Below are 24,347 nucleotides of genomic sequence, written 5' to 3' on the forward strand. Positions count from 1 at the left end.
AGTATCATTGTAAAAACCGAATAGGAAAGCGGTTATTTTGTATGATCAAAGATTGAAAATAGCTCCTCGTTTCTCAAACAAATACACGCTGACCAACGTCTATTATTCGTACAAGCTACTGACGAGGAAAGGAAGTTGAAGATGAGATGAAGCTGTTTCGACTGATTATAATTGGTGGAGCTATGGCGATATTAGCAGGCTGCAACGGCAATACGAAGGAGCACGCCTTGCCCGACAATTCTCCCGTGAAGAATGAGTCCCCAAGCCAACAGGAAATGACGAATGATGCGAGCGATTCGGATACGAATAATCATAAGCAATCAATCGCATTAAGCTTTAAGGACATTGAGGCGCCAAGGAAGCCGTTGTCCTTGCGGGACAGCAAGGCAGACAGGTACACGGCAATGATGAGGATGAAGCTCAAGAATGGGGAAATCGAAATATTTAGAAAAGCAAGCGATGAGGAGCAGGTCTATGCTGCGCTTCACATCGGTTCCAAGGTATACGAAATCGGGGAAATTGGAAATGCTGTATCTGCCGTGGATTTGTATGAAGCCTCTGACACAGCAGCATTCTCTGAGGATGATATGAAGGTGACCGGTGCGATCGGTGCGAATGCGCCAATTGCTTATTACATCGGATTAGACGAATCCGCCCCCTTCCTGCTTGTCCGAATTGACGGACATACACTGGAGGCAGATGCCAATAACGATGGCAGCCTTGAAATTATTTCGACTGTCGGCACTGCCGCAGACACGACAATCTATCAGCAGACCGGTGATCGCATCGAAGCCGCTAATGTGAATGAAGCTCTAGGCGCGCAGATTGTTGTTTATGATTCCAGTGTCAACCTGTTCCAGGCTTATGCCGAAGGTGCAGGCGAGACGTTCACGCAGTGGAAGATGACAGCCAGCACGCTGCATCTCCTGCCGCAAAAAACGATGAATCCGCAATAACACCCTAAAAATTATTTGTTGCAAAAGATTGACAGCGAAATCTGTCGAATCATATACTTCTAATTGGAAATAGTATTATTATCCATAAATTCCTGTTTCAGCGCCGCATACGGTGGTGTAACTCTCTCATAACAACCCATTTCTTCTAAGCGAAAAGAGGTTCCTGCCTATGCGTCCGAGTCCAATCATGAACGATTCAGCAGCTTCTAATAATGGCACGATATGGACGAGAATGATGCACATCATTGTCCAATCGTTGCTCATTGCTCTCGCGCTGTATCTGTCCCTGACTCCTTTTCTCCCGCCGAAAGCAGTGCCCAGTTCAGCTCCACACAATGTCTTTTCATCCGAGCGGGCTATGAAGCATCTGGAGCAAATCGCGCAAAAGCCGCATCCAACAGGCTCTGCCGAGCTCGAACGAGTAAGGAATTATTTACTCAGCCAATTGGAGGAGCTTGGCCTTGAACCCGGCATTCAGAAGTCAACGTATCCCATCAACGGACAATCTGTTGATGTCTTCAATGTGATCGCCACTATTAAGGGTACGGACAGCACCAAAGCCGTCATGCTCAGCGCTCATTATGACTCCGTGCCGGAAAGCAATGGCGCAAGCGACGATGGTTCAGGTGTAGTTACCTTACTGGAAACAGCGAGGCTTATAACGTCAGGACCAGCCTTGAAGAATGATGTCATCCTGCTGTTCACCGATGGCGAGGAGCTTGATCTGCTGGGGGCCAAAGCATTTGCAAGCCACTATTCGAATCCGTCCGATATCGGAATTGTGCTCAACTTCGAAGCCCGCGGCAAAGGCGGCCCCTCCGTCTTGTTCGAGACAGGGCAGACGCATAATTACAGCTTGATGCGCGATTTCGTCCAGGCAGCCCCGTATCCAATCGCCTATTCCTTTGTATTCAATCTGTATACCTATATGCCCAACAGTACAGATATGACCATTTTCAAGAAAATGGGCATTCAAGGGTTGAATTTCGCATACACCTATGGGCTGGATGCCTATCATACGGAAGCTGACAATATCGACAACATCCATGAAGGAAGCCTTCAGCATCATGGCTCTCATGCAGCATCCATGGTTCAATATATGGGCAATCAGAATCTGCATGAAGCGACAGACGAGGAGAAGGCAACCTATTTCAATCTCGCAGGCCATAACGTGGTTGTCTATCCGCAAAAGTGGAACCTGTATCTGATGATTGTCACGCTCATTTTGTTCTATTGGACTATGCATACCGGCTTGAGGAAGGGAAAGCTCTCCCTGCCAGCAACGCTTAAAGCGAGCTACACCTTCTTGTTCATTTCCTTCATCATTATGCTCGCAATCGCTGTTTTGGGCTGGCTGCTTCAGCTTGCTTTTGCCCATAACCGGCAGCTCTTCAACGATCCTGACGTCAGCATATACCTTGGTGCTGGAATGCTGCTTCTTGCAATTGCGCTCTTGGCCAGAAGGTATCCTTCCTTCGAGAAACGGACCTCACTATACAATTTATACTTTGGCGTAGCGGTTCTGCAGCTTACCTTTGTCATCATCTCGTATTTCATTTTTCCAGGCGGAATGTATATGTTCCTATGGTCGACCATTGGCATGCTGGCGGGATTGTCCCTCGTATTCCGGCTCAACAGCATCAGGCCATCTATCATGCAGTCGATTCTAATCGTATTCGCGATTCCTGGGCTGCTTGTCTCCATACCGTTCGTTGCAATCTTGTTCATGCTGCTGCCCTTTTCACTATGGTTCGTTTTCTTTCTGGCCTGTTTGTTCCCACTCAGCTTGCTGCTGCCGTACTTCTCCTTGTGGGGGACGATTCACAAAAAGGCCATTCCTGTTATATCATTCACAGCTGGCATCCTGCTCATCGCGACCAGTCTGCTCAGAATACTGTAAGGGGCGGCTATGCCCCTGCTGCCCCTGCTATGCCCCTGATTGAAATCAGCGCCCGTCCAGCTTCTTGATGAATGCAGGAACCTCCAATAAATCATCAATAATGCCATCATGCTCTGTCGGGGTAGCCCAATGAGGGTATCTCTTCCACACGCCCTTCATTCCCGCACTTCGCGCTGCCTGCACATCATTAACGGGATGGTCGCCAATATAGACACTATCCTCCGCCTTCACCCCCAGCTTATCCAATGCCCTTCGGAAAATTTCCGGGTCTGGCTTCTTGATCCCCTCCCAGCCTGAGATGAGCAGAGCTGAAAAATACGGTTCGATTCCCAGCGCTTGAATGTTGCGGTACTGGAAATCTCCATGCGCATTCGTAATCAAACCAAGCAGCAGCCCTTCATTCTTCAATTGCTCCAGCATCTCCACCAGATTAGGGTATGGCATGCAGCTATGGTGAAACTCTGCCACATAATCATCCAGCAGCTCCTCCCATGTTATGCCGTCTATGCCCAGCTCATTGATTAATTGTTGGTATACTTTGTCTTTCCACACATAACCCCGATTGTCCAGCGCGATAAACCGGGAAACATAGTGTTCCTGGGAGAAGTGTGACATGCAAGTGCCGGTGGAGAAACGCTCATACTGCCGTTTGGCGAATTGCTCTATCGATGCATCTCTATTTAACAGTGTTAAATCCAGATCAAATAAAACAGCTCTGATCACTATCATCACCCTTTCTTGCTGCTGCGGCGTTTACGTTTAAGCCCGGATTCACTTTTTCGAACCCGGGCCATTCCAATCCATTCGATTATCAATCAAGCGCTAACCATTCCTTATAGGATTCATCCAAAGCAGCCTGCAATTGCTCTCTTCGCTCATAAATCTGTACGAGCCTCTCTGCATCCGTACTTAACTGAATCTGAGCCAGCTCAACATCGCATTCCGCAATCGCTTGCTCTGCAATGGATATTTCCCGTTCTATACCTGCCTTGCGCTGGTCCAGGCTTGAAGGGGCTGCCTCTGCGATATTGCGTTCCTTGCGCTTCGATTCGGCGGAAGGGGCTGATCGACTGTGGTCTCGCGTATCGCTCTGTGCGGAAGTCGCTTCCGCTCTGATCCAAAGCTCCTTGCAATCGTCATAGTTTCCCCAATAGCTGTTCAGCCTCTTATCCTCCAACGACCATACGCGCTGCGCGATCCGATTAATAAAATATCGATCATGCGAAATTGCAAGCACGGTTCCGTCATATTCCTCCAGCAGCTCCTCCAGCGCTTCACGCGAAGCAATATCCAGATGGTTGGTCGGCTCATCCAGCAGCAGGAAATTCGGCCTTCGCTGGATCATCAGCAGTAGTCGAAGCCTTGTCCATTCCCCGCCAGACAAGCTGCGAATCTCTTTGAATACAGCAGCGCCATAGAACAGATATCGGGCCAGCAGCCCCCTTGCTTCGCCTTCTTCGATAGCCGCTTCATGCCGAATGTATTGCAGCACTGTAACGGAGAGCTGCGGCGGTTCATCCTGCGCCAAATAACCAATGTCCACCCGTGCTCCAAGCTTCACCTGGCCAGAGTCCGCGCTCTCATAACCAAGCGCAAGCTTGAATAAAGTACTCTTCCCTGCACCATTTGCGCCAATAAGAATGACGCGCTCCCCGTAAGAGAGCTTCCCGGATACATTCACAAACAGCTCTCGCTTGCCGTAGCATTTGGAGACATTGTCCAATACAAGCACATCGTTGCCTGAACGATCCTTCAGTTCCAGTTGGAACTCGACAGACTTGCGCTCCAACAGTGGACGTTTGATTTTGTCCATCCGATCCAACGCTTTCTGAATCGAAGCAGCCTTGCGGAAGAATCGCTCATCCCCGCCGATGCTGCCCCATTCCACATACCGCTTCATAGCTTCCTTCATCTGTTTGATCCGCTTCTGCTGTTCCTTATAATCCGAGAATTGCTGCAGCAGCTCCTGCTGCTTCTGTTTCTGATAGCCAGTATAATTCATAGCGTACCATGAGGCTTCCCCGTCCTCAATCTCAATAATCCCTGTTACAACACGATCCAGAAAATATCGATCATGCGAAACGATAACACAAGTACCATCATATTCGTTAAGATAACCCTCCAGCCATTCGACAGCCTTTAGATCCAGATGGTTGGTCGGCTCATCCAGCAGCAGAAGCGAAGGCTCTGCAATTAGCAAAGCCGCCAGACTGACTTTGGTTCTCTCCCCGCCGGACAATGTAAGGAATGGCCTCTCATATTCCGATACCGGGATGCCCATACCCCCGGCAACCCGATCGATTCTTATATCCATCTCATAGCCTCCCCCATGCTCGAAGGATTCCTGCAGTCTGGCGTACTGCTGCAGCGCTGCCTCCATCGCCGCTTCATCGGCCAGCATATCCGCCTGAGCCATCCGCTGCTCTAATTCTCTCATTTGCAGCTGCAGCGATTGGAGTTCACGGAATGCACCGGAGAGCACCGCATGCACAGTCAGATTCGGATCGTCTGACGAGTTCTGCGCCAAATAGCCGATAGTCGTTCCTTTGCGCAGAGCGATGACGCCGCCATCGGTGCTTTCCACTCCGGCAAGAAGCTTCAGCACGGTCGATTTTCCCGCGCCGTTGTGACCGATTAGTCCTGCAACCTGGCCTGCACGAAGCTCAAAGGTCAGATCCGATAGCACCAAGGCGGCTCCATAATATTTTTTAACATGCTGACAGCTTATTATCATTTCGTTATCCTCCAGACCGTCTCCCACGCGGGGACCTGCGACAGCTGCCTGAAGACCAATACGCAGAGAAAAAGGGCCACGGAAAATACCCGCAGCCCTTAGATGTTGCCATCCGCTAAAGTCAAGGCAGGAGTCGTTTCGCAAATTTGTAATTCGTATGGCTACCAATAGACAGACCTCTCCCGTCAACAAATGCAGCGTATACGATCGCGGTCGATTCTATAATCTTCGTATAGAGAACAACAACCGCACTCACAAACTTGTTAAACATCCTGCCTTCACCTCCTCATATTTCACTACCCTAAACTCTACCATGAATAAGGAGTATTTTACAATAAGCGTCTTATTTCAATCAATTTTTCTTCTTGAATGAAATTTCCAAACTTAGCCTTAAGTTCGGACCTACTATTTTATTAAAATGTTTAATATTGTTGAATTTTGGAACATTATAAAGTAAAATCAATCATTGTTACCATAATTGCAATATAGAGAGAGACATTCATTATTTATTTTAGGGAGGCTTATGAAATGAAGTCAAAAAAATTGCTAGTCGTTTTTTCAGTAATTGCTTTGCTTGCAGTTGGCGTTTCAACGGGCGTGTATGCTGCTGGTGTAGCAAAAAAAATCAGCGCCTACCAAAACCCGGGCATTAAAGTGGTGGTAGACGGAAATACGCTGAATCTGTCCAATCACACAGGTTCATTAGATCCAATTGTATATAATGGAAACAGCTATGTTCCTGCCAAAGCCGTGGCGGAAGCTATGGGCGGCGCAGTTACTTGGGATCCAGCAAGCAGTTCTGTTATTATTACAACAGGAGCGGCTAGTCAGGACAACAGTTTCCCTACAGATAACGGGTCTTCTACAACGCCAACACCTGCGACACCTGCACCGACTACACCAGCACCGACTACACCTGCACCAACAACGCCAGCACCAACCAAACCGACGCCCTCTACTCCATCGAAGCCCAGCAGCAATAAAGGGACTATGAAAGATCCTATTGGCCTGGGCGCTTCGTTCACGTACACAGATATACGCCGACACGATTCACTTGGGGACGTATCTATTCAATACACCTTCGCAATTAAAAAGGTCGAGCCGATTTCCTTGGATGCAATAGAATCGCTTGGCTTTGTAAAACCAGAGAAAAACGATAAAAGAGAATTTGTGATGCTTACAGTAGATTTGAAGGTTAACAATGCTACGTTATTAAAGCAGGGCACTGGCGGCGATTATCCATATTTAACCTTATCTACACCATATATTTGGGGTGTAGAAACTACGAGTGACAATTACATCGTAGGCGGAAGAGAATTTGGATTCGAGGGTTCATTAGACTCCAATATAGATAAAGTGCTTGATGATCCTTTTACGAAATTACACATAGGTGATTCGAAATCCTATAGTGTAACAGGCAAAGTCCTGCTTCCGATCGTCAAAGGAGAAGAAAATTTGCTTGTACTGCAAAGAGAGGATGACACGCTAGATTATGATGAAAGCTTCATTTATTTTAAACTGAAGTAATATTTCAAATGTTTAAGGTGACGAATGAAAGAATCGTCACCTCTTTTTTTATTCGCCTGTTACAAATACCTTTTCACCGATGCTAACCTCATTGCATCTTCGTAAAATTAATCACATCTGCGCAGTACACCTTTACGATTAAAAAAGTAGAACCAACTCCTTGGAGAGTATTGAAGCGCTTGGCTTTAGAAAACCAGAAAAAAATGCTCAAACAGAACATGTGATGCTTACTGTAGATTTGGCAGTAAAGAATGCCACTTTTCTGAAAAAAGGAACTGAATACGACTATACTCACTTAGTCAGCATGAGTCCCGGATTTTGGGGAGTGAAAACCCCTGCGAATCCAAATCCTATAATGTATCAGGCAAAATCATACTGCCAATATTCAAAAATGATGAGAATCATTTCATTCTTCAACGGGAAGATTCTACTCTAGAATATGAAGATCGTTTCATTTACTTCAAACTGAAATAACGTGAAAGCATACTTTTCAGCCCTCTTGCTTCCCAATAGGAAGTCGGATGGCGTTGTATTTGTTCAGGAATATTTCTCATGCGTCTCGTCTGGAATTGGCCATGACAAATGACAAAGCATGCCCACTCTGGAATGCCAAGTGCTCGAAGCTTTCGGATTCTTACCTTTTGAGTGAGCAGAAGCCAATCTCAATCCATGATTGCGTAAAATTATTAAATAATGTTGAAATATGGAACATTGTATAGTAAAATTCTAACGATATTGCTAGTGTTACATTGTAGAGAGAATAACATTATTTAGGGAGGCTTATGAAATGAAGTCAAAAAAATTGCTAGTCGTTTTTTCAGTTATTGCTTTGCTTGCAGTTGGCGTTTCAACCGGTGTGTATGCTGCTGGTGTAGCAAAAAAAATCAGCGCCTACCAAAACCCGGGCATTAAAGTGGTGGTAGACGGAAATACGCTGAATCTGTCCAATCACACAGGTTCATTAGATCCAATTGTATATAATGGAAACAGCTATGTTCCTGCCAAAGCCGTGGCGGAAGCTATGGGCGGCGCAGTTACTTGGGATCCAGCAAGCAGTTCTGTTATTATTACAACAGGCGCGGCTAGCCAGGACAACAGTTTTCCTACAGATAACGGGTCTTCTACAACGCCAACACCTGCGACACCTGCACCGACTACGCCTGCACCAACAACGCCAGCACCAATCAAGCCGACGCCGACAGCACCAACGCCGTCGCAAAGCAGCAATAATAAAGGAACAAAGAATGATCCTATCGGCTTAGGCGCATCGTTCACGTATACAGATACATATAGTGAACCCACTCTTGGAAACAGTTCTGCGCAGTACACCTTTACGATTAAAAAGGTAGAACCAATTTCCTTGGAGGGAATTGAAGCGCTTGGCTTTAGAAAACCAGAAAAAAATGCTCAAACAGAGCATGTGATGCTTACTGTAGATTTGGCAGTAAAGAATGCTACTTATCTGAAAAAAGGAACTGAATACGACTATACTCACTTAGTCAGCATGAGTCCCGGATTTTGGGGAGTGAAAACCCCTGATGGCAATTCTATCATTGGCTGGACAGCCGGTGGATTTGATGGTTCCTTATCAAGAAACACTTTAGACATCATGGAAGAACTTGATTATCCCAAACTCAAAGTTGGCGAATCCAAATCCTATAATGTATCAGGTAAAATCATACTGCCAATATTCAAAAATGATGAGAATTATTTCATTCTTCAACGGGAAGATTCTACTCTAGAATATGAAGATCGTTTCATTTACTTCAAACTGAAATAATAACGTGAAAGCATACTTTCAGCCCTCTCGCTTCCTTTGTAGGAAGTCGAGAGGGCATTGTCTTTGTTTCGGGAGATTTCTCATGCGCCTCTTCTGGAATTGGCTATGACGAATCATGCCCACCATTTGGGGACTTCATTACACTACTACAAACACTTTTTCACCAACGCTTATTTCCCCCGTCTTGACTACCGATGCATACACACCGTAATTCAAACCCAGCCTCTCGTTGACAACTCTAAGAAGGGAAGCATCCCGATCCAACGAATCTGGGTCAATGGTAATCATAGCGCAGCGTTCGCAGTTGGAGTCGATATTGAGAATAACATTGCCGATCTGCAGCTGCTTCCCGATAAGATCGTTCTCCTTCCAGCCGCTTCCTTCTCGTATCGCAATGATCAGATTAGCCCGGAATCTGCGCGGGTCTAGCTTTTTGCCCCATAGCTTCTCCAGCTCTCTCAGCGAGGCATCGGTAATAATGAGAATACTTCCGAGATCAACTGCCAATTGCTCTGTTGTTGTCGGCTGGCATTGCGTCATAGACAGGTTGATTCTCGAATAGGCTTGGATGTCGTTCAGAAGTCCCTCATCCCATCCCCTCGTATGACCCTCTGGTGTCGTAACCATAACATCAGGAAATCGATCGTTAGATCCTTCACCGGCCAACTCCGCCTTGTAAGCGAGCATTTGCGGAATTTGCCTGGCTGTTATATAAGCATCCCAATCCTCCTTGGTTTCATCTATAAAAGCATAGCATCGATCACCATATAATCCGTAATGTGCGATCTCCACACGCTTCAAAGACTCCCCTGCAAAGGATTTTATCGGGTATCTATTCATTTGTACAAGCTCGCCGATATGCAGCATTTATCAATCCCCTATTCATATGGAAATATAATCGATTTATCCTAACATGGAATGTATTGGAATTGCAACATGACCCATACATATCAGCCCTCAACCTCTGACAGCAGCATTCATCCATGTCTCTCTAATAAGGACATACAGCTGATCAAGCGGCATCCTGACGCCGGATTGAGGGATATTAACAGGCATATTTATCATTCGTTTGTTCATGCGGATAAGCGCCTTTTTCATACCGCTCTGTTGTGCCATAAATCTCTCTGTGTCATGCAGCTTCAACCCAATGAATCTCTGACCCATAAACTCATACAGGACGACATCCTGAATGTCGCTCCACTTGAGCAGTCCGCCGCCTATGTAAGAGGAATTATCCAAAATCCCATCCCCATTAATAATAATAGAAGCCTTCTTATTCATTAATCGATACAAACAGTAGATAAGGCATAGACCGAAGAAGCCTGCGCTAATGAATCCGATGATGACCATAATAATCGGCGTCTCCTCCTCCGATTGACCGACCACGATTAACAGAATTCCTACGGCTACAAATACCATAGAGGCAAAAGCAAGTCCGATCAGCTTCTTGGCGCTAGGGTACTCGACATGCTCTTTCGTAAAAGATTGTTGAATGTTCATCATGTATACTCTACCTTCCCTTCCCAACATTCCTACTATTTCCAGACCCAATTATATATATAAACCTTGTTTCCGGCAATGTAACAACACTTGAATAGGCTCGCCTAGTTGTACATTTAGTCCAAAAGAGAAACAGTCTCTCATCTCTTCCATCCCATAATTCGCAGTTCTTCGTGCAGCACCTTGATCATCGACTCCGCAATAGGAAGGGATACAGCACCATCAAATGTATTCAGAATAAGTACCCTGAGCTCTTGATCGAACACTTCAATTTTACGCAAATTAACGATTGTACCTCGATCTATACGATGGAACCCCCTATGATGCAAATAATTTGCCCAATCCTCCACCCCTTGTAATGCCCTATATTCTTTGTCAAAGGTATGGAAAAGAAGTCTTCCTCCACCATCCGTCTGTAAATACAGCACGTCCTCATTGATATTCAACACTTTGTAACCACCATCAGATGCTTTTATTGGTAAATAAAAACTACTAATTTATTTCTATTTGTTGAATACTTTATCTGTCGTGGTTATTATAACAGATTGATAATGGTCTTAAAAGGAGTCATTTCCCTTGAGCGAACAGCCTATTATCATTAAACAAATTATCGGCAAAACCGTGAAAGCTATACGTTTAAAGCAAGGCTTAAGTCAGGAGGATTTAGCGCATGAATGTAACGTCGATCGCTCCTATATATCGATGATTGAGGTCGGTCGCAACGAACCTTCCGTCACGAAGATATTCAACTTATGCAAGGGATTGAAAATCAAACCTTCTGACTTCTTCATGCTGGTAGAGATCGAATATCAGAAGATACAGGAAACCAGCTTTGAAGACAAATAAGAGCGGGACGAGAGGCAACAGCAGTATGCCTCCGTCCCGCTCTTATGGTTAGTGAAGAAAACACTAGACTTCCAATGAATGCCCCTATAAAATGGAAATATAATATTTCGAAACTTTGTTTCACAGTATGAAACTTTGGAAGGGGGCAATTATATGTCCTATCAATTTGATGGTATTGACCATGTTCAATTGGCAGCTCCGGAAGGTTGCGAACAGGAGGCACGACGTTTTTTTGCTGGCCTGTTGGGCTGGGCGGAAATTGCTAAGCCTGAAGCTTTAAAGAAACGTGGCGGTGTTTGGTTTCAATGCGGCGCTCACCAAGTACACATTGGAGTACAAAAGGATTTTGTCCCGGCTACTAAAGCCCATCCCGCATTTCATGTGAAGCATCTTCATAAGCTGCGTGAATATTTGCTCCTGAACAATATTTCAGTGATTGATGATGATGTACGGGCAGATGAAGGTGTAGAACGGTTCTATTTGAACGACCCTTTTGGAAATCGGCTTGAATTTATAGAATGGAGCCCGCGATAGATATGAGCGCAATTAGAGAGATGAGCATCAATGATTACGAGCAAATGATTGAATTGTGGAAGGGCATTGAGGGGTTAGCGTTGAGTGATGCCGATTCGAGGGATAATATCGATAGGTACATAAACAGAAACAAAGGATTATGTTATGTATACGAACAGGATCATCGAATTGTCGGGACGATACTGTGCGGACATGATGGGAGGAGAGGCTACATTTATCATGTGGCCGTCCATCCAGACTATAGAAATCAGAGAATCGGCAATATGCTGGTGCAAACAGGGTTGGAGAAATTAAGGAATGAAGGCATCGATAAGTGCCACCTGTTCGTAATCGAAGATAATGTCGTTGGCAATGGCTTCTGGGCTGCCGTCGGGTGGGAGAAGAGAAGCGGCTTTTATATCTATTCCAAAAACATATAAGAGAGCGGTCCCCCAGCAATGAAATCACTGTGGAAGGATGGATAGAGATGCTGATTGACCTGACACATATCATTCACGCTGGAATGCCTGTATATCCAGGGGATGAAGAAACCGTATTGCTGCAATCCAATTCTATTGATACGGATGGCTACACCAATCATCTGATGACGATTAATATGCATGCAGGCACTCATATTGACGGCCCCATGCATCTTGTGGACAGCAGCAGCTTGTACATGAGCGAATTTCCGCTGGACACTTTTATAGGCGATGGCTGCTTGCTCGATGTTTCGAATGAAGCTGTCATTCATTACAAGGAAGAATACGAGCACCTAATCGCCCCAAGGCAAATTGTTATTCTGTATACGGGTCATAGTCAGTACTACGGACAGCCGCGATATTTTACGGATTATCCCGTATTGACGGCGGAATTCACAGATTTACTAATTAGAAAACAAGTGAAAATGATTGGCCTGGATACACCATCCCCGGATAAATATCCATTTGACGTGCATAAGCGTCTGTTCCAACATAACATTCTCATTGCAGAAAATTTAACGAATGTCGAGCAGCTGCGAAATGTTGAATCGTTTGAAATTATTGCACTGCCGCTGCATGTCAAAGCCGACTCTTCGGTCGCACGCATAATTGCGCGGGTGAAATAAATAGCGAAAGAGCGAAGCAGCAGGACAAGTGCCCTGTCGCTTCCCTCTCTCATATGCTCAGCTGTTCTTATCTATCAGCACGTTTAGAAAACCATACGCCAGCCGTAACGATGATCGCTAATAATAATACAAAGTTAACGTAGCCAAAATACAGCGTATTCGTATAAGCGGTTAATCCGCTCGTTATGGATTCGATATGCGCCTCATCTAATGGAATATTCCTTTTGATCATGCCCAGCCTAACATTCTCCCTGATTTGATCATACCGTCCGTTCTGATAGAGGATCGCCAGTGTGGCTATTATGATGGTGCAAATGAGCAGACCGGCCTTTGCCTTCATTCCGAGATGCAGCGCGGCGGATAGTCGAAACAACGTTACCGCGAACCAGCCGAGCAGCGGAATGAGCGGAATAATAAAGACAAGGGCCAGGTTCCCGTTCCCTCCCCCATAGTGAGTGTTCATGGAGGTTAGCTCGATAAGTCCAAGAAGCAGCACAATCAGAAGCGTCAGGAGGATGATTTTTCTGCTAATTATAGGTCGCCACCTCCATTTCACAAGTTGGTTTCCACTGACGTGCTAGTTGGTTTCTCCGCCAATTATGACTCTCATCGCTTATTGGTAGATGAACACATGGTAAGCGTACGGCTCATTGGTATCATAGGATATAAAATGTGTCCCTGTGTTGTTTTGTCCGCCATCAGGGTCTTTGATAGCAACAAAATCACCGAGAGAGCTTACTTTGTATCCAATTGCCGCAACCCAATGGTAGCTGGCATAGACAGAATCGTTGGAGTTGGATTCAAACTTGATGCCATACGGAATATTATCGTCAAGGTAGCTTTGAATATTGGAAAAACTCGGGTCATCCCATCCGAAGGCTTCGAACTTATGGTTGCTATAATCCAAATTTAAATGCTGCTCCATGTTTTCTCTGAATGACATGGCCGATGTGCCCCACCACCATGCCATTTCACTCCATAAATGATTAATAAAATCCGAATTCCCGCCGTAGTAGCTGCTTCCTCTCACCGTGTAGCCTGCTGATTTCAAATAGTTGGCAATCATGACACCCGTTGTTGGACCGCATGCCGAATCCTCCCACGTAACGCCGCTCGTTCTTTGCCACACGCGCGAAACTGACAGCACCTTCTGAGGTGTAGACAGAATGGAAACCTCGCCTTTATTCTCAATTGCTTGCCACTTGTCTTGATAATCCCCCTTTGGCAACGATACTAGCTCCTGCTTGCTTACAGCCTCATACTCCTCTATCAGCATTTTTTTCTGCTCTTCATTTGTTGAACGATTCATAAGCTTGGATATTTCTTTTCGTTTATTCGCTTTAATTTGCTGGAATTGGTCGCGCAGATCCTGCGTGTCTTTAGCATGTATGATGTTGAGGGCGTTCAAATAATAGGGCTTCAAGCCTGCTTCGGATTTCTCCTGGAAATCATAGCCCATAGCCTGGTCCCCGTACTGCAAGATCGGACTTCTCTCCTTGGTCGCCGAGACGACAATATAACCGGCTGTCTTCTCATTGTTCCATATATTAAAATAATAACCAAGCACAGAATCATCCACATCATATAAAGTACTGCTGTATCTAATTGCATTCCCGATAGCAAAGCCTGTTTCCTTGTAAAATTTTTTGGCAATTTTCTCTGCTGTGAGTAAACTGATCTCTTTCTTCATCACTTGCCCTTGTTCTTGACCCAATGCAAATCCCGGAACAGCTGTCATCACTAGCAGCAAGACTACGACAATAACAATGTGCCTTTTCATAAATTCCCACCTATTCCTATAAATTACCTTTTAAGGCAATTATATTTTATACCAAAATTTTTATTCCGTAAAGGAAGAGATAAGGATTGTGATAACAGAAAAAAGAGCGAACCAATAAGACATGCGTCTGTATCATTCGCTCTTTATTTTATTTATTTGACGCTCCCTCTTGTTCAATATTCCATCCCTATATCTCATAACGAGCATTGAAACAGATACACGCCTTATTTTACTTGATCCTCAGCTAGTTTCCTTCGTATGCTTTCTTGAGTGCTACAATGTCAATTTTGTCCATTTGAAGCATCGCTTGCATGACTCTTTGCGACTTCTCGGCATCCTTGTCATTCATCAGCTCGCCTAATGCAGCAGGGATGATCTGCCAAGACATACCGTACTTATCCTTCAGCCAGCCGCATCGTTGCTCCTCTCCGCCTTCGGACAGCTTCTCCCACAGCTCGTCTACCTCCTGCTGCGTCTCACAATTTACAAATAACGATATTGCCGGTGAGAAGGTGTAATGCGGGCCTCCATTAATAACCATAAATCGTTGTCCATCAAGCTCGAAAGTCGCGGTCATTACCGAATCCTTTGGTCCGGGACCGTTGTCGCCACAGCGAACTACATTCGCAATCCTGGAATTTTTAAATAAGGAGATGTAAAAATTCATTGCTTCTTCAGCATTGTTATTGAACCACAAGAACGGGGTGATTTTTTGCAAGTCGTTCAGCTCCTCTTCCCAACCTGTTTATTATCCTGTCTGCAATCACACAGCCACTTCATGACAGCTATCCCTGTCATTCCGATTGATAAGTAAATATTACCATAAATAAAGGTCGTGGTTTCTTTTATATTGCTGTCCGCTTAAATTCTAGAATTCCGGGAACAACAGCGATCGTAAGATCATTCCCCAGCGCAGCGACCTGTCTGTTCCTTTCAATCGTTTTGCCGACGTATTAAACAGCAGACGTTCCCCGCGATGATCGCACAGGGCCGGAAGGCAGCAATCGTTTCTTAATGAGCAGCTCTGCAATCAACAGATTAGGAACCCAGGATAACCACGAAATAATGGTGTAACTCCATTCAAACCGTTCCTCGCCGAACAGAAGGACAAATATAAGCAGCCAAAGTCTCAATGTTACTGCCGTCAAAGTAAGCGCATAATTGCGGATCATCCATCTCTGGTGCGCATCCACCCTTTTGCTCATAATATTACGCAATGCTTGATAGGCAGCGTTCAGCCACAGAATGGATAGGAAGAGGAAGCCGATTGTCGATACGATCCCCCCTGTCGCGAAGAAAGCCAGGTAAATGCCCGAGCCTCCTCCAACCAATATACCTAGCAAGTAGATTCGTCCCAGCAAACGATGCCGTTTCAGATGCTTCTCCCTAAACTTCGCCGACAGTGTGAATGGTCCGATAATTAATGACAGCACACTGCCGGAGACATGGATCGCAATAAACATATACCACAAATCGTCCAACGTCATATTTTGCAGCTTTTCTTGAACGAGGCCCGCTGATTCTGCGCCAAGGACAAGATATTGAACGATTCCGTAACCTGCTACGGCAATGGCAAGAATCGTCATGGTCATCCATAATGTTTTTTTCATTTCTAGCCCCCACGATCATAGTTGAATTTGTGCAACAAAACAAAAACTCGACGGATGGTCGCCAGCTTCATTGCTTTCTCTTCTTCCATCTTCATTTTCTTGCGAATGTGATAATCCAATCTTACAAGGCAAGCTTGTCGCGAGCATTAACCTATGTTAATAATCCTGCTAATAATTGAAAGGAGGGCCTCATGTGTAACAACGGATATTCCTGTTGAGGAGCGTGAATTCTTCGAGCAGCAATTGGAATAGCGAAGCATCGAGCAGGGGCAGCATTCGATCTGTGGAGGCGAGCTGTACGGGCATATTTTGCTGAATGTACCCGTACACTATAAATAATAGCTATCGGTGGCTTCAAATCCACTTTCCAGACGTTCCCAACGCGACTGTAAAGCGAAAAAACACGCTTACAGCTGGGCAAACTAATTCCACGCTCGCTGTAAGACGGTAAAACAGCGTTATTGCTCCAGATTCGCCTTGTCAGACGCCCCCAGCGCTGCTGTAAAGCGAAAAAACACGCTTACAGCTCGGCAAACTAATCTCACGCTCGCTGTAAGACGGTAAAACAGCGCTATTGCTCCAGATTCGTCGCCTTGCCAAACGCTCCCCTCCGTACGCGACTCACTCTCGCTTACAGCGCCCGCAGTCACGCCTTCCATTCGCACGCGATTGCGCATATGGGATATGGGATATGGCATACATAAAGAAAGCCCTGCCGCCTCAATAGAGGCGACAGGGCTATTCACACCTAGCAATCAGGCGGATTAATATTGCATGAGCAGGGCAGCATTCTGCCAACCGGCGCCTACGGTCCAGAAGACCAGGTAGTCGCCGCGCGCCACCTTGCCCTGCTTCAACGCTTCGTAAAGCGCAAGAAGCGGGCTGTTGGATGCGGTGTATCCGTAACGGTCGCCGATGTAGATGGCTTTATTGGCGTCTACTCCGAGCCGCTCGGATACTTGCTTCAAATTGCCTACGGAGAATTGGGAGAACAGGAAGGCTCCAATATCGTCAATGGCTATCTCGTTCATTGCGAGCAGCGTCTGAATGGAATCCACCGCAGAATTCACGCATACCGAATCATCGAACGGGATGAACTGCACTTGTGCATCCTTGGCTGTATATTCCTCTCGATATAGGTTCGACAGGCCATGTGCCGGGAATAAGGAGTTGTTAATTACGGAAGTATCCGTCTGATAGACGGAATCAATAAATCCGCGCGAATCGCCTTCCTTATCCAGAATAACGGCAACCGCCGACTCGGCGAAATTACACGCAAATACCGGCACGTCCGGGCTATGCACCGAAAGATGCTCGGAGCCTACAACCAATGCGCGTTTGATGCGCGGATTCGACATCATATAACGGCTGGCTTGATCGACCGCCATTAGCATGCCCACGCAGTTGGCGTTGAGATCAAAGCAGATTGTATGAAGATCTCCGCCCAATGCGTTATGCAATTTCAGGGCAATTGCCGGAACCAAATATTCCGGCGTCGACGAAACGAATATAATGAGGTCCAGGTCCTTGCCCGACAATCCGGAGCTGCGAAGCACGCTATTGGACGCTTCGACCGCCATCGTAAACGTGTTTTCTTCAGCATTGTCGATCACATAACGTTTCTCTCTGCCCATTAAAGCCATCATACTGGTAACGCCAATGCCTTTTTTGCCGAAATGCTCAATATAATACTCGTTGCCGACTTCATTGGCGGGATGATATACCTGTATATCGCTAATACGTACAGCCCCCATATTCCCAACTCTCCCAACTATGCGATTTCTTCTATTCTTCGATTAATTCATAGTTCGCCAACTGTACCCCGCGTGCAACCCGGTTCAACTGCATTTTGAGCACCGGATTTTTGGAAATGCGCAGCGTAATATTTTTGAAGCCGTCATTCTTGTAAAGTCGGAAGCAAGCTTCCATCATCGGAATCGTATCCGGAGCGGATACATTCAGCTTCGTGCCATCGATATCGATTTCATAATCGGGCACGTTAATTCCAGCCGTCGATTTATGATAGGCTTCCACTGAACTCTGTGCTTCCTCCGGCGAGAATGTACCTTCCACCTGCACCTTCATTACTTTGCTTGCTTGATCCAATTGAATGTTGAAGCTTCCCATCGTTAATTTCCTCCTGTTGTTGTGTAAGTTTGATGGCAATGACTGAGCCAAGCATACAAATGCATCTATATGATTTACTTCACCAGCGCCTTCAATCTGTCAAGAATCGGCGCCGGCTCGCTGCCATCCGTATTCACCTCTATAATGCAAGGTCCTTCCAGCTTCCTCACGAAAGCCGGGATGTATTCCACATCCTCCAAGCGGTCGATGGACATCGCGTTTACACCCGCAACACGCATCATCTCCGCAATAGAGATCCGCTCCTGCTTGTAATCAGGAATGGTGCGTTTGTAGAGGAATTGCTGTCCCCGCTCCACATAAGAGAGCATGGCGTTGTTGATGATGAAATACACAATCGGCATCCGGTATTCCTTGGCTGTCAGAATCTCCATGCCGTTCATGAAGAAACAGCCGTCACCGGCAATGACTGCCACAGCCCGGGTCGGGTCTGCTGCGTGCAGGCCTGTCCCGCCAGCCACGGCGGAGCCCATCGCGCCATAATCCAGATTCATCTCGAAATCCCCACCCTGCGGAATGTCCAGATATTTCAAGACAAAATTGGTGAATTCCCCAATATCGCATACATAACGCGTATTGGCGGGCATCACCGATTTCAGCCTCTCCAGAAACAACCTCAGCGATAGGCCGGTATGATTCTGCACATACGGCTCATTCAACAGAGATGGCTTCTGAAAGCGAGCAGAGGATTGCTGACTGTGCTCCAGCAGATAGGGGAGGACAGCCTTCAAGTCGCCATAAATGCTTGCATCCGTCTTGAACACTTTGCCCAGCTCTCTGGCATCGCGGTCAACGTGAATAACGGAGCGTCCCCTAATCAGCACTTCATTGAAGTTGCAGGTGGACGCCTCCCCCAGGCTGGTGCCCAGAATGAGCACACAGGAGGGCTTGTCGGAATTGACATATTGACTCGCTGCATCCGTACTGGAGAAGCCGTAGTTGCCCAGATTCAAGGCGAAATCAGTCGGCACAATCCCTTTGCCTGCCGGAGTCGTAATGATGGGCCATTGCAGACGCTCGCTGAGCGCCATAATCTCTGCCGAGAAGCCGCGCCCGCCGCGGCCAACCATAATCAAGCCCTGCCCGGCCTTGTTAATAAGCCCGCTCGCGCGCTCCAGTTCAGCGACATCCGGCTTCACTTCCTGCAGCTCGGCCAGATTTGCCGGGGGTGGGATGGAGCCCTGCAATTCAAGACGCTGCACATCAATCGGAATCGACAGGTATACCGGGCCGCACGGCGGAGTCATGGCGATTCTAACCGCTTTATCAAGCTCGCTCATCACATCAGCTTCGTCCATAACAGTATGGCTGTATTTCGTGACTGATCGCACCATGTCTTGACCGTCCAGCTCCTGAATAGCCCCCTTGCCCATCTGCCAGCGATTAATATAACCGGAAATAATGAGCAGCGGCGCTTTGGCCCGCATCGCATCGGCGATGCCGTTCATCATATTGCTAACGCCTACAGCGCCCGCACCAACGCATACGCCCAGCTTGCCTGAGGTGCTTGCATAACGAGCAGCCATATAAGCCGCGCCTGCTTCATTCTTCGTAATAATGGGCGTCATATCAACGTCTATCAATGAATCATAAAGCGGACCGATGATGCCTGCCGGAATTCCGAACAGGTACTGGACATCGCTAACCTTCAAATACCTTAATATTGCTTCCGCCAATTGCACGAATTCACCGCCCCCGCTCTATTTAGAAAATATCGTTATATTGCTCCAGCAGCCGTTCCGCCTCCCTGATCTCTTCTTCTGTAAATTCATGCAGCTCCCCAATCGATGCGGCAACCACGATACCCTGCACATTCGTACCCTTCATGACTGGCAGAATCAGAATGCTGTCAATTCCGAACAGGAAAAATTCCTCCGCAGATCGAGGGTCATTCTTCACATCCTGCACCGCAAGCGACCGCGGCTGACGCACCAGCTCAGTGAGCAGCTGATCATGCTCAATATAGACGGGATTCTGTGCATGAACGCCCTTCCACTTCTCAACCCCAAGCACATCCGTGTTCGTCTTCAGCACAGGACTCAAGCGGCCGGATTTCATCTCATGGTAGGCAATATCCCGGATTCCTGTAAGGCTCGACAGCCTCTCAAATAATAGATTCAATCTCTCAAGTTCCATATTCGCTTTTCACTAGCCTCCTCCCTGACATCCAATGCTGCTGCTTCGTTCATTCTTCATACTGCAAAGGAATCAATTCTACCCTTCAACTGCTTCGCCTGCTCCTTCAAAAAGCGAGCTGATTGCTGGGATTCCTCCATTACCGTAAGCTGCTCCTGTGAGCAGGCTTCAATTTCCTTCGTTCCTGCGAGGGCAACCTCTGTGATTGAAACGGTCACCCTTACTGAGTTAAGGATTTCCTCCGTGCTTGCGCTCACCTGCTGAGTTACGCCCGATACTTCCTGCACCTTATAGGAAACCTGCTCGGTCGGCTGTACAATTTGGTGGAACGACACCCCTGCCTCGGTCACGATCTCTGTTCCGGATTCGACCTCCAGCATGACCTGATTCATCGCTTCCTTCGACTCCCTGGAGCCGAAGCGAATATGCGCAACCGTCTCGGCAATCTCCTTGGCAAAAGAGGAGGACTGGTCCGCCAGCTTGCGGATCTCGTCAGCGACAACAGCGAAGCCCCGTCCGTACTCGCCGGCCCGCGCAGCTTCAATGGCTGCATTAAGCGATAATAGATTAATCTGGGATGCGATATTAGTCATAATCTCTGTCACACGGTCGATCTCTTCCGTACTCCGGTCCATTTGCGCTACAACCTCGGAGGAAGCAACCGTTGTATTGAATATGGTCTTCATTTGCAGAATAGCTTTGTCAATCAATCGAGTGCCTCCGCTGGCCTGGTGGGCTGCTTCAGCCATCTCGTTCGCTAGCGTCATAGAGGATTCCGCTATATGCTCCATCCCCTTGTTAACCTCTTCCAGCATAAGCATGCTGCCTCGCGCACTCTCGGCAATCGTCTCATTCCCCGAGGAAATATGCCCGATGGAATCCGCAATGCCAACTACCATATCTGTGCAAAATTCCGTATTGCTAGACAAATCCTGTGACGTATTCACCACGTTGTCTGACAGCTCTGTTATGTGGCCGACAACTTCCCGCAGTTGGATCGTCACGTTCTGAATACATGCTGCCAATTCACCAATTTCATCCTTGCGCTCTGCTTCAGCCATAAGGGTCAGATTGCCCTCCGACACCGCTTTGGCATGTTCTACAAGCCGATGGAACGGTCTAAGGATTACTCTGGCAGCAACAAACGCCCCGATCGTCCCTAGCAGAACAATCAGCAGGGAAATGCCCAGACTCCCCCAAGCCAGCTTGTTCTTGAGACTGTTAAAATCCGATGCGTCTATGTCTATGCCCGGAAGGACGTAAGACGTAACGACAGAAGAAACCGTGGCATACAGGATGATACTGAACACAATGGAGATTGCCAAAGTAAGAAAAGCCATGGACAGCGTCAATTTCCCGCTTACACTGTCCTTCATGCGTAATACATTCATAACGGTTTCTCCTCTGTTATTGTCATAATCAGCCGTTCAACAGTGTATCTCTGCCTCACGCTGACCTGCTGCGTCCGAATGCCAGTTAATAGCCAGCACCGCCTCCTCCTTGAATTTGTCCGCACAGCTTCGGTTGAATGGCTGCCAGCTGTAACAAAAAAGACTTTCCAAAGAAAGTCCCTGCTGCCAATTTCAGATTCCAACAACAATCGGAAGAGTGGCAACTCGGCGATCATGGCAGAAACATTCGTACCGCAGCTTTGCGGCTCTGCTTTTTCAGCAGAATTGTGGTTTTGCTTGCGTGTGGTAAAGCTGTCTTTCATCCCCTATAACGTTGTAAGTATTATGTAAGAATGTATGGCTGTTTTAATTATCGGTTTTTTTGTTGAAAATTTCAATATTATTTGTGAAAAACTACAAAAATATATCTATTGACGGCTTTATTCCTACCTGCATACAAAATAACCCGCCCTGATTTTCATCAGCAGCGGGCTTGTATTCTACATATGAGCGGTTTATTACACCATAATTTTACACAAATCATTCGTGAATGCTACCGGGTCCTGAATCGGCAAGCCTTCAATAAGCAGCGCCTGATTGTACAGCAGCGTCGTGTACAGGGCAAGCTTCTCTTTGTCGTTGTCGAAGGCGTCCTTCAAGGATCGGAACACCTCATGATTGATGTTGATCTCCAGCACCTTGTCGGCTTGGACATCTTGACCGTTCGGCATAGCCTTCAATATTTTCTCCATCTCAATGGTCACTTCGCCCTCTGTTGACAGGCAGACAGGATGAGATTTCAGTCTCTTGGACGCTTTGACGCCCTTCACTTTGTCAGACAGAATGCCATTCATATATTCGAAGAGCTCCTTGTTGCCGCTCTCCTCTGTATCTGCCGCATTGTCGTCGCCATCCGACTCGATGCCCAGGTCGCCGCTCGATACCGACCTGAATTCCTTCTCCTTGTACTTCGTGATCATCTTGATTGCGAACTCATCGATATCATCGGTGAAGTACAGAATCTCATAGCCCTTGTCAGAGACCATCTCGGTCTGCGGCAGCTTCTCGATTCTGTCGATTGATTGACCCGCTGCATAGTAAATATACTTCTGGTCCTCCGGCATGCGCGATACATATTCATCCAGCGTGACGAGCTTCTTCTCGGCGGAGGAGTAGAACATCAACAAATCCTGCAGCACATCCTTATGCATGCCGTAGTCGTTGTAGACGCCGAATTTCAACTGTCTGCCGAACGAATTGTAGAACTGCTCGTACTTCTCTCTCTCATCCTTCAACAGGCTTTGCAGCTGTCCTTTAATCTTGCTCTGAATGTTCTTGGCGATGAGCTTGAGCTGTCTGTCATGCTGCAGCATCTCTCGGGAGATGTTGAGCGACAGGTCCTCGGAATCCACCATGCCCTTCACAAAGCTGAAGTAATCAGGCAGCAGGTCGCCGCATTTATTCATAATCAGCACACCGTTGGAATAGAGCTCCAAGCCCTTCTCATATTCCTTCGTGTAATAGTCAAATGGCGTATTCCCCGGAATAAACAGAATCGCATTATAGACGACCGCACCATCGGCGCTGATATGGACATGCTTAATCGGCTTATCAAAGCCGTAGCGCTTCTCGAAATAGAAGTTCTCATAATCCTCTTGTGTAAGCTCATTCTTGTTCTTGCGCCAGATCGGGACCATGCTGTTGACCGTTTGTTCCTCTTCATAATCCTCAAGCTCGCCCTCGCTGCCCTCTTTGGGCCGCTGACCCTTCACATCCATCTTGATCGGGTAACGGATGAAATCCGAATATTTCTTGATGATCGCCTTGAGACGGTATTCTTCCAAATATTCGTCGTATTGATCGTCTTCAGTGCTCTCCTTGATCTTCAGCGTTATCTCGGTGCCTACCGTCGCCTTCTCACACGGCTGAATCGTGTATCCGTCCGCGCCCTTGGACTCCCACTTGAACGCCTCGTCGCTGCCCAGCGCTCTGCTCGTTACAGTAACGACGTCCGCCACCATAAAGGCGGAATAGAAGCCAACCCCGAATTGGCCGATGATGTTATGGCCATCCTTGATTTCATTCTCCTTCTTGAATGCCAGGGAACCGCTCTTCGCTATGACTCCGAGATTATTCTCAAGGTCCTCCTTCGCCATGCCAATCCCTGTATCGGTGATGACTAGCGTTCGGTTTGCCTTATCGACAGTGAGCTTGATGTAGTAATTCTCTTTGTCGAATACCAATTGATCGTCAGTTAACGCTTTGTAATAAATTTTGTCAATTGCATCGCTCGCATTGGACACGAGCTCTCTCAGGAAGATTTCCTTCTGCGTATAGATGGAATTGATCATCATATCCAGCAATCGTTTCGATTCTGCTTTAAACTGTTTTTTGGCCACGAATGAATCTCCTTTCAATATGGGA

Annotated in this window: 26 protein-coding genes and 1 riboswitch; of the genes, 9 read left to right on the forward strand and 17 right to left on the reverse strand. The window is 46.8% G+C overall.

Annotated features, from left to right (window positions below; all coding sequences use genetic code 11):
* Window positions 1-146: 146 nt before the first annotated feature.
* On the forward strand, window positions 147-956 hold the full coding sequence (locus L6H65_RS20530) for a hypothetical protein (protein ID WP_236344557.1): 810 nt from the start codon (window positions 147-149) through the stop codon (window positions 954-956).
* A gap of 169 nt (window positions 957-1,125) precedes the next feature.
* Window positions 1,126-2,856 (forward strand): M28 family peptidase, encoded by a 1,731-nt coding sequence (locus L6H65_RS20535; protein WP_236344559.1) that lies wholly within the window; start codon window positions 1,126-1,128, stop codon window positions 2,854-2,856.
* A gap of 45 nt (window positions 2,857-2,901) precedes the next feature.
* Here L6H65_RS20535 and L6H65_RS20540 read toward each other — a convergent pair whose 3' ends face one another.
* The 3 genes from L6H65_RS20540 to L6H65_RS20550 form a co-directional block, all read right to left on the reverse strand.
* The gene (locus L6H65_RS20540) at window positions 2,902-3,585 is read right to left on the reverse strand and encodes an HAD family hydrolase (RefSeq protein WP_307728380.1); all 684 of its coding nucleotides are present in this window, start codon (window positions 3,583-3,585) and stop codon (window positions 2,902-2,904) included.
* A gap of 82 nt (window positions 3,586-3,667) precedes the next feature.
* On the reverse strand, window positions 3,668-5,590 hold the full coding sequence (gene abc-f, locus L6H65_RS20545) for a ribosomal protection-like ABC-F family protein (protein WP_236344563.1): 1,923 nt from the start codon (window positions 5,588-5,590) through the stop codon (window positions 3,668-3,670).
* 121 nt (window positions 5,591-5,711) lie between these two features.
* Complete coding sequence (locus L6H65_RS20550) at window positions 5,712-5,861, reverse strand: hypothetical protein (protein WP_236344564.1); 150 nt, start codon at window positions 5,859-5,861, stop codon at window positions 5,712-5,714.
* Window positions 5,862-6,118: 257 nt separating this feature from the next.
* Here L6H65_RS20550 and L6H65_RS20555 point away from each other — a divergent pair, with 257 nt between their 5' ends.
* The 3 genes from L6H65_RS20555 (at window position 6,119) to L6H65_RS20565 (ending at window position 8,897) form a co-directional block, all read left to right on the forward strand.
* A complete protein-coding gene (locus tag L6H65_RS20555) occupies window positions 6,119-7,117 on the forward strand; it encodes a stalk domain-containing protein (protein WP_236344565.1) in 999 nt (332 codons plus the stop codon).
* 160 nt (window positions 7,118-7,277) lie between these two features.
* Complete coding sequence (locus tag L6H65_RS20560; protein WP_236344566.1) at window positions 7,278-7,553, forward strand: hypothetical protein; 276 nt, start codon at window positions 7,278-7,280, stop codon at window positions 7,551-7,553.
* Between the two features lie 351 nt (window positions 7,554-7,904).
* On the forward strand, window positions 7,905-8,897 hold the full coding sequence (locus tag L6H65_RS20565) for a stalk domain-containing protein (protein ID WP_236344567.1): 993 nt from the start codon (window positions 7,905-7,907) through the stop codon (window positions 8,895-8,897).
* Between the two features lie 138 nt (window positions 8,898-9,035).
* On the opposite strand, the gene L6H65_RS20570 is transcribed toward L6H65_RS20565, so the two are convergent.
* The 3 genes from L6H65_RS20570 to L6H65_RS20580 form a co-directional block, all read right to left on the reverse strand.
* The gene (locus L6H65_RS20570; protein ID WP_236344568.1) at window positions 9,036-9,764 is read right to left on the reverse strand and encodes an MOSC domain-containing protein; all 729 of its coding nucleotides are present in this window, start codon (window positions 9,762-9,764) and stop codon (window positions 9,036-9,038) included.
* A 90-nt stretch (window positions 9,765-9,854) separates the two neighbouring features.
* On the reverse strand, window positions 9,855-10,400 hold the full coding sequence (locus L6H65_RS20575; protein ID WP_236344569.1) for an STM3941 family protein: 546 nt from the start codon (window positions 10,398-10,400) through the stop codon (window positions 9,855-9,857).
* A 137-nt stretch (window positions 10,401-10,537) separates the two neighbouring features.
* On the reverse strand, window positions 10,538-10,846 hold the full coding sequence (locus tag L6H65_RS20580; RefSeq protein WP_236344570.1) for a LytTR family DNA-binding domain-containing protein: 309 nt from the start codon (window positions 10,844-10,846) through the stop codon (window positions 10,538-10,540).
* Window positions 10,847-10,973: 127 nt separating this feature from the next.
* On the opposite strand from L6H65_RS20580, the gene L6H65_RS20585 reads away from it, so the two are divergent.
* The 4 genes from L6H65_RS20585 (at window position 10,974) to L6H65_RS20600 (ending at window position 12,861) form a co-directional block, all read left to right on the forward strand.
* Window positions 10,974-11,243, forward strand: a complete 270-nt coding sequence (locus tag L6H65_RS20585; RefSeq protein WP_236344571.1) for a helix-turn-helix domain-containing protein — start codon at window positions 10,974-10,976, stop codon at window positions 11,241-11,243.
* A 153-nt stretch (window positions 11,244-11,396) separates the two neighbouring features.
* The gene (locus L6H65_RS20590; protein ID WP_236344572.1) at window positions 11,397-11,777 is read left to right on the forward strand and encodes a VOC family protein; all 381 of its coding nucleotides are present in this window, start codon (window positions 11,397-11,399) and stop codon (window positions 11,775-11,777) included.
* Between the two features lie 2 nt (window positions 11,778-11,779).
* Window positions 11,780-12,196, forward strand: a complete 417-nt coding sequence (locus L6H65_RS20595; protein WP_236344574.1) for a GNAT family N-acetyltransferase — start codon at window positions 11,780-11,782, stop codon at window positions 12,194-12,196.
* Between the two features lie 47 nt (window positions 12,197-12,243).
* A complete protein-coding gene (locus L6H65_RS20600) occupies window positions 12,244-12,861 on the forward strand; it encodes a cyclase family protein (protein WP_236344576.1) in 618 nt (205 codons plus the stop codon).
* A gap of 67 nt (window positions 12,862-12,928) precedes the next feature.
* Here L6H65_RS20600 and L6H65_RS20605 read toward each other — a convergent pair whose 3' ends face one another.
* The 11 genes from L6H65_RS20605 to htpG form a co-directional block, all read right to left on the reverse strand.
* On the reverse strand, window positions 12,929-13,417 hold the full coding sequence (locus L6H65_RS20605) for a hypothetical protein (RefSeq protein ID WP_236344578.1): 489 nt from the start codon (window positions 13,415-13,417) through the stop codon (window positions 12,929-12,931).
* Between the two features lie 57 nt (window positions 13,418-13,474).
* Complete coding sequence (locus L6H65_RS20610) at window positions 13,475-14,641, reverse strand: Spi family protease inhibitor (RefSeq protein ID WP_236344581.1); 1,167 nt, start codon at window positions 14,639-14,641, stop codon at window positions 13,475-13,477.
* A gap of 244 nt (window positions 14,642-14,885) precedes the next feature.
* On the reverse strand, window positions 14,886-15,359 hold the full coding sequence (locus tag L6H65_RS20615; RefSeq protein ID WP_236344582.1) for a VOC family protein: 474 nt from the start codon (window positions 15,357-15,359) through the stop codon (window positions 14,886-14,888).
* Between the two features lie 235 nt (window positions 15,360-15,594).
* Window positions 15,595-16,251, reverse strand: coding sequence for a DUF2306 domain-containing protein (locus L6H65_RS20620; RefSeq protein ID WP_236344583.1), 657 nt, complete (start codon window positions 16,249-16,251; stop codon window positions 15,595-15,597).
* 458 nt (window positions 16,252-16,709) lie between these two features.
* Entirely contained in the window at window positions 16,710-16,949 is a 240-nt protein-coding gene (locus tag L6H65_RS20625) for a hypothetical protein (RefSeq protein ID WP_236344584.1), read from the reverse strand.
* Window positions 16,950-17,015: 66 nt separating this feature from the next.
* Window positions 17,016-18,005, reverse strand: a complete 990-nt coding sequence (locus tag L6H65_RS20630) for a 3-oxoacyl-[acyl-carrier-protein] synthase III C-terminal domain-containing protein (protein WP_236344585.1) — start codon at window positions 18,003-18,005, stop codon at window positions 17,016-17,018.
* Window positions 18,006-18,036: 31 nt separating this feature from the next.
* Window positions 18,037-18,378: a hypothetical protein gene (locus L6H65_RS20635; RefSeq protein WP_236344586.1), complete on the reverse strand. Its 342-nt coding sequence runs from the start codon at window positions 18,376-18,378 to the stop codon at window positions 18,037-18,039.
* Window positions 18,379-18,452: 74 nt separating this feature from the next.
* Entirely contained in the window at window positions 18,453-20,078 is a 1,626-nt protein-coding gene (locus L6H65_RS20640) for a thiamine pyrophosphate-binding protein (RefSeq protein ID WP_236344587.1), read from the reverse strand.
* A gap of 22 nt (window positions 20,079-20,100) precedes the next feature.
* Window positions 20,101-20,517, reverse strand: a complete 417-nt coding sequence (locus L6H65_RS20645; protein ID WP_236344588.1) for a GAF domain-containing protein — start codon at window positions 20,515-20,517, stop codon at window positions 20,101-20,103.
* Between the two features lie 71 nt (window positions 20,518-20,588).
* Complete coding sequence (locus L6H65_RS20650; RefSeq protein WP_236344589.1) at window positions 20,589-21,923, reverse strand: methyl-accepting chemotaxis protein; 1,335 nt, start codon at window positions 21,921-21,923, stop codon at window positions 20,589-20,591.
* A 216-nt stretch (window positions 21,924-22,139) separates the two neighbouring features.
* Window positions 22,140-22,223, reverse strand: a riboswitch (cyclic di-GMP riboswitch).
* Window positions 22,224-22,441: 218 nt separating this feature from the next.
* Window positions 22,442-24,322: a molecular chaperone HtpG gene (htpG, locus tag L6H65_RS20655; RefSeq protein ID WP_236344591.1), complete on the reverse strand. Its 1,881-nt coding sequence runs from the start codon at window positions 24,320-24,322 to the stop codon at window positions 22,442-22,444.
* Window positions 24,323-24,347 lie beyond the last annotated feature (25 nt).

It is taken from the genome of Paenibacillus plantiphilus (assembly GCF_927798095.1).
Classification (GTDB): domain Bacteria; phylum Bacillota; class Bacilli; order Paenibacillales; family Paenibacillaceae; genus Paenibacillus_Z; species Paenibacillus_Z plantiphilus.

What these genes read in the sequence shown, in the direction of transcription:
- L6H65_RS20530 (WP_236344557.1), top strand. Translation starts at nt 147, where the DNA reads ATGAAGCTGTTTCGACTGATTATAATTGGTGGAGCTATGGCGATATTA.
- L6H65_RS20535 (WP_236344559.1), top strand. Translation starts at nt 1,126, where the DNA reads ATGCGTCCGAGTCCAATCATGAACGATTCAGCAGCTTCTAATAATGGC.
- L6H65_RS20540 (WP_307728380.1), bottom strand. Translation starts at nt 3,585, where the DNA reads ATGATAGTGATCAGAGCTGTTTTATTTGATCTGGATTTAACACTGTTA.
- abc-f (WP_236344563.1), bottom strand. Translation starts at nt 5,590, where the DNA reads ATGATAATAAGCTGTCAGCATGTTAAAAAATATTATGGAGCCGCCTTG.
- L6H65_RS20550 (WP_236344564.1), bottom strand. Translation starts at nt 5,861, where the DNA reads ATGTTTAACAAGTTTGTGAGTGCGGTTGTTGTTCTCTATACGAAGATT.
- L6H65_RS20555 (WP_236344565.1), top strand. Translation starts at nt 6,119, where the DNA reads ATGAAGTCAAAAAAATTGCTAGTCGTTTTTTCAGTAATTGCTTTGCTT.
- L6H65_RS20565 (WP_236344567.1), top strand. Translation starts at nt 7,905, where the DNA reads ATGAAGTCAAAAAAATTGCTAGTCGTTTTTTCAGTTATTGCTTTGCTT.
- L6H65_RS20570 (WP_236344568.1), bottom strand. Translation starts at nt 9,764, where the DNA reads ATGCTGCATATCGGCGAGCTTGTACAAATGAATAGATACCCGATAAAA.
- L6H65_RS20575 (WP_236344569.1), bottom strand. Translation starts at nt 10,400, where the DNA reads ATGATGAACATTCAACAATCTTTTACGAAAGAGCATGTCGAGTACCCT.
- L6H65_RS20590 (WP_236344572.1), top strand. Translation starts at nt 11,397, where the DNA reads ATGTCCTATCAATTTGATGGTATTGACCATGTTCAATTGGCAGCTCCG.
- L6H65_RS20595 (WP_236344574.1), top strand. Translation starts at nt 11,780, where the DNA reads ATGAGCGCAATTAGAGAGATGAGCATCAATGATTACGAGCAAATGATT.
- L6H65_RS20600 (WP_236344576.1), top strand. Translation starts at nt 12,244, where the DNA reads ATGCTGATTGACCTGACACATATCATTCACGCTGGAATGCCTGTATAT.
- L6H65_RS20610 (WP_236344581.1), bottom strand. Translation starts at nt 14,641, where the DNA reads ATGAAAAGGCACATTGTTATTGTCGTAGTCTTGCTGCTAGTGATGACA.
- L6H65_RS20620 (WP_236344583.1), bottom strand. Translation starts at nt 16,251, where the DNA reads ATGAAAAAAACATTATGGATGACCATGACGATTCTTGCCATTGCCGTA.
- L6H65_RS20625 (WP_236344584.1), bottom strand. Translation starts at nt 16,949, where the DNA reads ATGCCATATCCCATATCCCATATGCGCAATCGCGTGCGAATGGAAGGC.
- L6H65_RS20630 (WP_236344585.1), bottom strand. Translation starts at nt 18,005, where the DNA reads ATGGGGGCTGTACGTATTAGCGATATACAGGTATATCATCCCGCCAAT.
- L6H65_RS20635 (WP_236344586.1), bottom strand. Translation starts at nt 18,378, where the DNA reads ATGGGAAGCTTCAACATTCAATTGGATCAAGCAAGCAAAGTAATGAAG.
- L6H65_RS20650 (WP_236344589.1), bottom strand. Translation starts at nt 21,923, where the DNA reads ATGAATGTATTACGCATGAAGGACAGTGTAAGCGGGAAATTGACGCTG.